Raw genomic sequence first — 8235 nt, 5'->3', positions numbered from 1 at the left:
TTCTTATATTTGATGTTGTATTTCGAGATACTGAAAGCAATGAGACTTCCAAAGAAGAGAATAAAGAAGACGCTCGGCACCAAGATAATGACTGTATTGATGAGGTAATGGATAACAGCCATCTTCTCAAGGGCTGCTTTGTAGTTATCTAAACTCAATCTACTGGGCATGGAAAGCAGCCCATGAGAGAGCACATCAGCGTAAGGACGAAAAGAAGACCAGAGAGTCCACACTAAAGGGAAGAGCCAAGCAATTCCAAAGAGAATCAAGAGAGCTGAAATAACTTTATCTTTCCGCTCTTGGCTCATGTTGCAAATCTAGCGGTAATCTTCCTTCGTGCACACTGCAGACTTCGACGAAGTGCTTTCGAGATATGAAAACTCTTATCCACATTCGCCATTCTTCGAAACTTGGGTTCCGCGCGAGAAATTCCTGACAGCAGATTTTGATAGCACTGGAAATATTTCAATCTCTCGCGAAGATGATGGAATCTATGGAATCGCGCTCGGCGCATCACCCGCCATCCCTTCAGACTGGAAGAACTTTTCTTTAGAAAGCCGCGGAATTGTGGCGCTACCTGATGAATTTAAAGCAGTCGTTGAATGGGATTCATATTGGGCGCCCACAATCGGAGGCCAGGAAATCGCTGCCGCAACAGCGAGTGATTCTGATATTGATGCCTTTCTCAAGGCACATGCACCTGACTCATCAGTCTTCCCAGGCAATGACGAAATTATCCAATGGGTCGAGGTCATCAGTGAGGGCAAGTTGGCGGCAGTCGCTGCTCTCTGTCGGTGGGAATCTGGTCGAGTCGTGATCTCATCTGTTGCAACTCACTCAGAACTTCGCGGCAAGGGCCTTGGTAAGCAATTGATGGAAATGTGCCTGATTGCGGGGCATCAATTAGGAGAGAAGTATCTCTGTCTCGGAGTCAGACATCAAAATGAGAGCGCTCAACGCCTCTATAAGGGCGTTGGCTTCCGATTGATGCATAACTTCACTTACTGCGAAAGACGGTAAACTCGCGCCATGTCTGAAACCGGCACTGTCGAACGTTTGCGCGCTTATCGCAAGACCTACTGGGCGATGCTTGTTTCATCGACTCTTTCCTTAATCGCTTCTTTGGTTCTTTCTTACGATGCGGTCAAGCTGGCTGGATCTCCTTCAAGCAAGCTTTCCTGCGATATCAACGCCGTCGTCTCATGCGGCAAGGTCGCTAAATCTTGGCAGTCAACACTTCTCGGATTCCCCAATTCATTTATCGGATTGATGCTTGAGCCTGTTGTCATTACTGTGGCAATTGCAGGACTTTCACTTGTCGTCTTCCCACGTAAATTTATGCGAGTTGCACATGTGGGGTATGGACTTGGGTTGCTCTTTGCGCTCTGGTTACTTTCCCAATCACTCTTTGTCATTCATGCACTCTGCCCATGGTGCCTTCTTGTCACAATATCTACGGTCACAGTTTTTTCAACGATTACGCGTGTAGCCGTTCTGGAAAATATCTGGAATCTCTCCGAGGCGCGTCATGCCTCGCTCGTTGAATTCCTTAATCGCGGTTGGGGTCGGGTCCTCTACACCGTTACCTACGCTGTGCTCATTCTCGCTATCTACTTCAAATATGGTCAGGAACTATTCGCATGAAAGCATCCCATCACGACCAGCAAGCAATTCTTGAGGTCCAGCGACTCGATGATCAACTAGCTTCATTGGCTCAGCGTGAAGCAACTCTTCCAGAGTCAGCCGCGCTCAACGCGACAACAATCAAGCGCAACAATGTGCGCGATTTACGCATTGCTGCAGAGACAGAACGCACCGATGTAAAGCGCGAACTCTCACGCGCAGAGGGCGATGTCGAACAAATCGTCACACGCATTCAACGCGATGAGGCTCGCCTCAATTCAGGTACAGGCACCGCCAAAGAACTTGAACAGACTCAGCACGAGCTTGTGACACTCGGCCAGCGCCGTGCTGAACTTGAAGAGGCAGAGCTTGCAATCATGGTTCAGGTAGATGGCATTACAAATCGCATTAATGAGCTCAGCAGCGAAGAAGAGCAGCTCAACGCAGAGATTGCAGAGCTCGAAATCAAGAAAGAAAATGCGCTGACAATTATTATCAACGAGCGCTCTGCAGTGGCAGAGAAGCGAGCAGCTATCGCTGCGCCAATCGCCCAGGATCTCAAGGATCTATATGCGAAATTAGCAGCAGATAACAACGGAAATGGTGCAGCTCCGCTTGTGGGAAATGAGTGCAAGGGTTGCCACCTCACAATAAATACGACTGAAGTCCAGCGCATCTCAACTTTGCCGGCGGATGAAGTAGTGCGCTGTGAGCAGTGTCGATGCATTTTAGTGCGCGAGTAACAATCCATGGCGCGCACGTTTAAGCTCACTGCAGATGGCGGTTCCCGAGGAAATCCTGGCCCTGCGGGGTATGGTGCGGTCGTTTCTGAAAATGGCAAAATTTTGGCAGAGCTCTTTGATGTTATTGGAACAGCAACAAATAACGTTGCCGAATACAGTGGACTACTTGCTGGCCTGACACATATTCATCAACTCGATCCTGAAGCAACAATTGAAGTAGCAATGGATTCAAAGTTAGTTGTCGAACAAATGTCTGGCCGTTGGCAGATTAAGCATGCTGATATGCGTGATCTTGCAAAGCAATGTCGAAATGCGCACAATCCAACATTGGTTACTTATAAGTGGATTCCTCGCGATGAGAACTCTCATGCAGATCGCTTGGCTAATAAGGCCCTCGATGGTGGAAGCGCTCACAAGCCAGCTGCAGTGATTCAAGAGAATTATTTAACCGACCGACTTCGCAGCTCTGAAGTACCAACGATGCTTTATTTGGTGCGCCATGGTGAAACTGTTCTCACTCCAACTCGCAAATTTTCAGGTGTGGGTGCGCTAGATCCAGAGCTGACTGCAGATGGCTTGGCACAAGCAGAACGCGTTGCTGGCGAAGTGGCAAAGCTCAAGCCAGATGTACTGGTTGCTTCACCACTTCAGCGCACGCGTCAGACTGCAGAGGCAATCGCTGCCGAAACCGGGCTTGAAATTGTCTATGACAAAGATTGGTACGAACTTTCATTCGGTTCATGGGATGGAAAATCGATTGAAGAGGTAAAAGCTGAGACTCCCGATGACTATCAGGCTTGGCTCAACTCATCTTCATTTCGACCTGGTGGAGGTGAGTCTTACGATGAGGCACGCATTCGCGTTGAGGCTGCGATGGAGAAGATTGTTGCTGAGTACCCAGGCAAGAAAGTGGTGATTGTTACCCACAATGGTGTCATCAAGTCAGCGGCCAATATCGCAATCGGCGGACCTAACGATGGCGTATTCCATATGGATGCAACTCCGTGTTCCATCTCATCGATTTCCATCTGGCCATCCGATGGCCTGCGTGCACTGCGCTCATTTAATGAGCGTGGACACCACCGCTAAACCTTCAGAGAAATGTCGAGGTTTACCGCATCGGGGGATTGTGCAGTGATACTCACCATTGAATTATCTGGAATCTCACCGGCAAGTATTTTCATGGCAAGTGGATCTCCAATTGCTTTTTGAATAGCCCTGCGCAGTGGACGAGCACCGAATTGTGGGTCAAAACCGGATTCCATCAACCAACTCTTTGCCCGATCATCAAGTGCTAATTGGATATGGCGCTCACTGAGTCGCTTCTGTAGATCATCAACGAGAAGCTCCATGATGCGAGAAATCTCCTTTCTCTCAAGCGCATCAAAAATCAAAACATCATCGATGCGATTGAGGAACTCCGGCTTAAAGGAGGAATAGACCGTGTTCATCACGGCAGACTCCTTCTGAGTTCGATCAAGGTTGGAGTCAATCAAGAATTGCGAACCTAGATTTGAAGTCATGATGATGATTGCGTTTCGGAAGTCGACGGTGCGACCTTGCCCATCTGTTAGGCGTCCATCATCGAAGACCTGAAGAAGTAAATCAAAGACCTCAGGATGGGCTTTCTCCACCTCATCCAGCAGAATGACAGAATATGGACGGCGGCGAACCGCTTCGGTGAGCTGCCCACCTTCTTCATATCCAACATAGCCCGGAGGTGCACCAACTAACCGTGAGACTGAGAACTTTTCTCCATACTCACTCATATCTATTCGCACCATCGCGCGTTCGTCATCGAAGAGGAATTGAGCAAGTGTCTTTGCAAGTTCAGTCTTACCTACTCCTGTCGGACCTAGAAAGAGGAATGTTCCAGTAGGTCTATTAGGGTCGGAGATTCCTGCACGTGAACGTCTGATTGCATCGGCAACAGATCGAATTGCATTTTCTTGTCCAATAACGCGCTTAGAAAGTTCACTCTCAAGATGAATCAGTCGATCACTATCCGCCTGAAGCAAGCGCCCGACAGGAATCTTTGTCCATGCTGAAATTACCTCGGCAATTTCATCCGCCGTGACTTCTTCTTTCACCATAGAGGTTCTGCTCACTGCATTGAAACGAGCTTCAGAGAGCTCGTTCTCTATCTCCCTCATGCGTCCATACATTAAACGGGCCGCCTTCTCGAGCTCGCCATTGCGTTGAGCCTTATCTGCTTCGCTTCGGATGTGGTCCATCTCTTCTGTTAATTGACCAATCCGGTCGAGGGCGTTCTTCTCAATCTCCCACCTTTTCTTCAACTCCGAGAGCTCTGACTTATTCAGCGCAAGTTCATCTCGCAGAGCCTGGAGGCGTTCCTTCGACGATGAGTCCTTCTCTTTCGAGAGCCCAAACTCCTCCATGGTTAAACGATCTACAGCTCTTTGTAACTGATCGATCTCTTCAGGGGAGGAGTCAATTTCCATACGAAGTCTAGAAGCTGCTTCATCAACAAGGTCGATAGCCTTATCCGGCAAGAATCGATGCGTGATGTATCGGTTTGAAAGAGTTGCTGCAGCCACTAAGGCGCTGTCGGCAATCGTCACTTTATGATGCGCTTCGTACTTCTCTCTGATTCCGCGCAAAATTGCCACTGTGTCTTCGACGCTTGGCTCACCGACTAAAACTTGCTGGAAACGACGCTCTAGTGCGGCATCTTTTTCAATGTATTGGCGGTACTCATCAAGCGTTGTTGCTCCGATCATATGGAGCTCACCTCGTGCAAGAAGGGGCTTCAGCATATTTCCTGCATCCATTGCGCCACCCATTCCGCCAGCGCCAACAACGGTATGCAATTCATCGATAAAGGTAATTACTTCGCCTTCAGCTTCTTTGATTTCATCCAGGACCGCCTTAAGACGTTCCTCAAACTCACCGCGGAACTTTGCACCAGCGATGAGTGAACCTAAATCTAGGGAAATCACTCGCTTATCTTTAAGGCCGAGCGGAACGTCACCAGTAGCGATTCGAAGCGCAAGGCCTTCTACTATCGCAGTCTTTCCGGTGCCAGGTTCTCCAATCAGTACCGGGTTATTCTTGGTGCGACGTGAGAGAACTTGAATGACGCGACGTACTTCATTGTCGCGTCCAATAACAGGATCCAGTTTTCCTTCACGGGCACGCGACGTTAAGTCAACGCCGTATTGTTCAAGTGCCGACTTGCCTTCTTCGGAAGATTGGTTTGGGAAATGTGTACTCACACCCTTTTAAACCTGAAGCAAAGGCTCTTTATTCCCCAGACATCATTTCGCGCACTAGGGGAATCACCTTTGTGCCATACAACTCAATCGAGCGCATCAACTGCTTCTGCGGCATCGGGCCATTGCAGTACTTGAAATCAAATCGCTGTGCGCCCACCGATTTCAGAGCGTAGACAATCTTCCGTGCAACTGTTTCTGGCGAACCAACGTAAAGCGAGCCATGCTGAGCTTCGGTCATAAAGTGTTCTTGCGTCGTTGGAGCCCAACCACGTTCGCGGCCAATCTTGTTATAGAGCGCAAAGTAATTCGGCCATAGTTCGTTAAGAGCTTGCTCATCTGAATCTGCGCAATGCCCGGGTGAGTGAATAGAGATAGGTAGCTCGGGCTTTCCGTACTCTGCTAAGCGGCTACGGTAAAGGTGTGCAAATGGGGCAAAGCGCGCCGGATCTCCACCAATAATGGCGAGAGCCATAGGCATGCCAAGTCGTGCAGCTCGCACAACAGATTCTGGTGTTCCGCCAACGCCTACGCGAACTGTGAGAGCGCCCTTTTCGGTCTTGGGATACACCTGCTGATTAATGAGTGGAGTTCGAATTGAGCCAGACCAGTTCACTGGAGTTTCTTTAATGAGCTCAGCGAGTATTTGGAGCTTTTCCTCAAAGAGAATGCTGTAGTCGTCGAGGCTATATCCAAAGAGCGGAAATGATTCGATAAAAGAACCGCGACCAGCGGTGATTTCAGCGCGCCCATTGGAAAGAGCATCAATAGTTGCAAAGCGCTGATAGACGCGAATGGGATCGTCACTGGAGAGAACAGTGACGCCGGTGCCTAGAACAATTCGCTTGGTTTTGGTAGCAATACCTGCAAGAACCGTATCCGGCGCAGAGACTGCGAAATCATCGCGGTGGTGTTCACCAACATTAATGTGGTCAATACCGAGCTCATCGGCAAGTACAGCTTGATCTACAAGGTTGCGAATAACCTGAGCTGCATGAATGGGAGTGCCATTGTCATCATTCTGCATATCTCCGAAGGTATCGAGGCCGAATTTTAATTCCATAGCGCACCTACCGGTTTTACATCAGCGCTACAGGTAGGGAGTGAGTAGCCCATAAAGTTGGTGTTCTGCTCATCGATGGTACGGGCTGCATCCATGACATATCCGTTCCATTCAAATCCAGTTGTGGTGTGAGCATCTTCGATTAACGTGATGTCATACCCTGATTCGAGGGCTGACATTGATGTATGCCGCACACAGTTATTGGTTTCGGCGCCACAGATGTAGAGGTGGCTGACCTTGAGTGATTCAAGAACCTCTTCAAAATTGGTTTCGACAAAGGTGCTGCGGAACTTCTTCTCAATAATGGGTTCACCAGGCAGGGGAGTGAGCTCTGGAACAATCTGCCATCCATCGGAGTTGATTGTCATGCCCTCATCGGAGTGACGCACCCAGATAACTGGAACCGAAGCAGCACGCGCTTTAGAGACAGCTGTAACCATGTTTGCTACTTTTGCATCTCTCTCAAAGGCGTCAGCAACAACATTGACTTGAACATCAATCACAATGAGCGCTGACCCACCACGTTCGCTCTTATTAATCACCATGTTCCAAGCGTAGACTGCAAATATGAAACTTAAGGACAAAGTAGTACTAGTCACAGGTGCCGGCAGTGGAATGGGCCGTGAAATCACATTAGAACTTGTTCGACGCGGAGCTCGCGTGATTGCTGTTGATATGCATCAGAGCTCTGTTGAAGAAACAGCGAGCCTGGCTAGTTCTGCAGTTACGCCACTTACCCTCGATGTTACCGATCGTGCCGCAGTTGCTGCACTTCCTTCAAAAGTTGGATCCATTGATGCCCTCGTCAACAATGCAGGCATCATCCAGCCATTTATACCGATTAAAGATCTCTCGATTGAGCAAGCCGAGAAAGTCATGAATGTAAATTTCTATGGACCTTTAACTTTAATCAAAGCTTTCTTGCCAGGACTTCTATCTCGCCCCGAAGCCCATATCCTCAATGTTTCATCGATGGGCGCATATGCCCCTGTTCCCGGACAGAGCGTTTATGGCGCCTCTAAGGCAGCCATTAAGTTGCTGACCGAGGGCCTGAGATCAGAGCTCATGGATTCCAATGTTGGCGTCACTGTTGTCTTTCCAGGGGCAGTCGCAACCAATATCACGACAAATTCCGGAATCGCGATGCCGGGTGTCGATGCTGACTCTTCCAAATTTAAGTCGCTACCTGCATCTATTGCCGCAAAGAAGATGGTTGATGCAATTGAAAAGAACAAGCCACGAATTACAGTTGGAAAAGATGCGACGATGATGGACAGGCTTTCTCGCATCAATCCGATATTCGCGGCTAATCTTATTTACAAGCAGATGAAGTCACTTCTGGGTTAATTGCGTAGATAATCGATAATTGCTTGATGGTCCTTCTGGAGACCCTTATATTCAATAGTTTCAGCGGTGAAACTAGCCAGGGTTTCGGCAAATAGAACCGCTGATTCTTGGTCAGCTTTTATCCATGAAAGTGGCTCTGCTCTGTTGCGATCACGTACAGGAGACTTTCTCTACTTCACAATTCGCAATCGCGCAGAGCCGCTCTCATGGATAAAAGCTGACCAAG

8 protein-coding genes and 1 pseudogene are annotated in these 8235 nt (G+C 48.7%); 5 read left to right on the top strand and 4 right to left on the bottom strand.

What is annotated here, in order from left to right:
• Positions 1 to 308: pseudogene (locus tag ACKOVI_RS01775) on the bottom strand (carbohydrate ABC transporter permease); the annotation flags it as partial.
• A 28-nt stretch (positions 309 to 336) separates the two neighbouring features.
• Here ACKOVI_RS01775 and ACKOVI_RS01770 point away from each other — a divergent pair.
• Genes ACKOVI_RS01770 through ACKOVI_RS01755 form a run of 4 tightly spaced genes read left to right on the top strand, consistent with a single transcriptional unit; the run spans position 337 to position 3455 of the window.
• Positions 337 to 1020, top strand: a complete 684-nt coding sequence (locus ACKOVI_RS01770) for a GNAT family N-acetyltransferase (protein WP_509602235.1) — start codon at positions 337 to 339, stop codon at positions 1018 to 1020.
• 9 nt (positions 1021 to 1029) lie between these two features.
• The gene (locus tag ACKOVI_RS01765; protein WP_509602233.1) at positions 1030 to 1644 is read left to right on the top strand and encodes a vitamin K epoxide reductase family protein; all 615 of its coding nucleotides are present in this window, start codon (positions 1030 to 1032) and stop codon (positions 1642 to 1644) included.
• Complete coding sequence (locus tag ACKOVI_RS01760) at positions 1641 to 2366, top strand: zinc ribbon domain-containing protein (protein WP_509602231.1); 726 nt, start codon at positions 1641 to 1643, stop codon at positions 2364 to 2366. Before ACKOVI_RS01765 ends, ACKOVI_RS01760 begins: the two co-directional genes overlap by 4 nt.
• A 6-nt stretch (positions 2367 to 2372) precedes the next feature.
• Entirely contained in the window at positions 2373 to 3455 is a 1083-nt protein-coding gene (locus ACKOVI_RS01755) for a bifunctional RNase H/acid phosphatase (protein ID WP_509602229.1), read from the top strand.
• Here ACKOVI_RS01755 and ACKOVI_RS01750 read toward each other — a convergent pair.
• The 3 genes from ACKOVI_RS01750 to ACKOVI_RS01740 are packed head-to-tail and all read right to left on the bottom strand — an operon-like array spanning position 3452 to position 7207.
• The gene (locus tag ACKOVI_RS01750; protein WP_509602227.1) at positions 3452 to 5602 is read right to left on the bottom strand and encodes an ATP-dependent Clp protease ATP-binding subunit; all 2151 of its coding nucleotides are present in this window, start codon (positions 5600 to 5602) and stop codon (positions 3452 to 3454) included. The genes ACKOVI_RS01755 and ACKOVI_RS01750 overlap by 4 nt on opposite strands.
• A 28-nt stretch (positions 5603 to 5630) precedes the next feature.
• The gene (locus ACKOVI_RS01745; RefSeq protein ID WP_509602224.1) at positions 5631 to 6662 is read right to left on the bottom strand and encodes an LLM class flavin-dependent oxidoreductase; all 1032 of its coding nucleotides are present in this window, start codon (positions 6660 to 6662) and stop codon (positions 5631 to 5633) included.
• Positions 6653 to 7207: an isochorismatase family protein gene (locus ACKOVI_RS01740; protein WP_509602222.1), complete on the bottom strand. Its 555-nt coding sequence runs from the start codon at positions 7205 to 7207 to the stop codon at positions 6653 to 6655. Before ACKOVI_RS01740 ends, ACKOVI_RS01745 begins: the two co-directional genes overlap by 10 nt.
• A 22-nt stretch (positions 7208 to 7229) precedes the next feature.
• On the opposite strand from ACKOVI_RS01740, the gene ACKOVI_RS01735 reads away from it, so the two are divergent.
• Positions 7230 to 8009, top strand: coding sequence for an SDR family NAD(P)-dependent oxidoreductase (locus ACKOVI_RS01735; RefSeq protein ID WP_509602219.1), 780 nt, complete (start codon positions 7230 to 7232; stop codon positions 8007 to 8009).
• Positions 8010 to 8235: the final 226 nt, after the last annotated feature.

The sequence above is a fragment of the Candidatus Planktophila sp. genome (assembly GCF_046070465.1).
Lineage (GTDB): Bacteria > Actinomycetota > Actinomycetes > Nanopelagicales > Nanopelagicaceae > Planktophila.
This window is presented reverse-complemented; position numbering and strand designations above follow the sequence as displayed.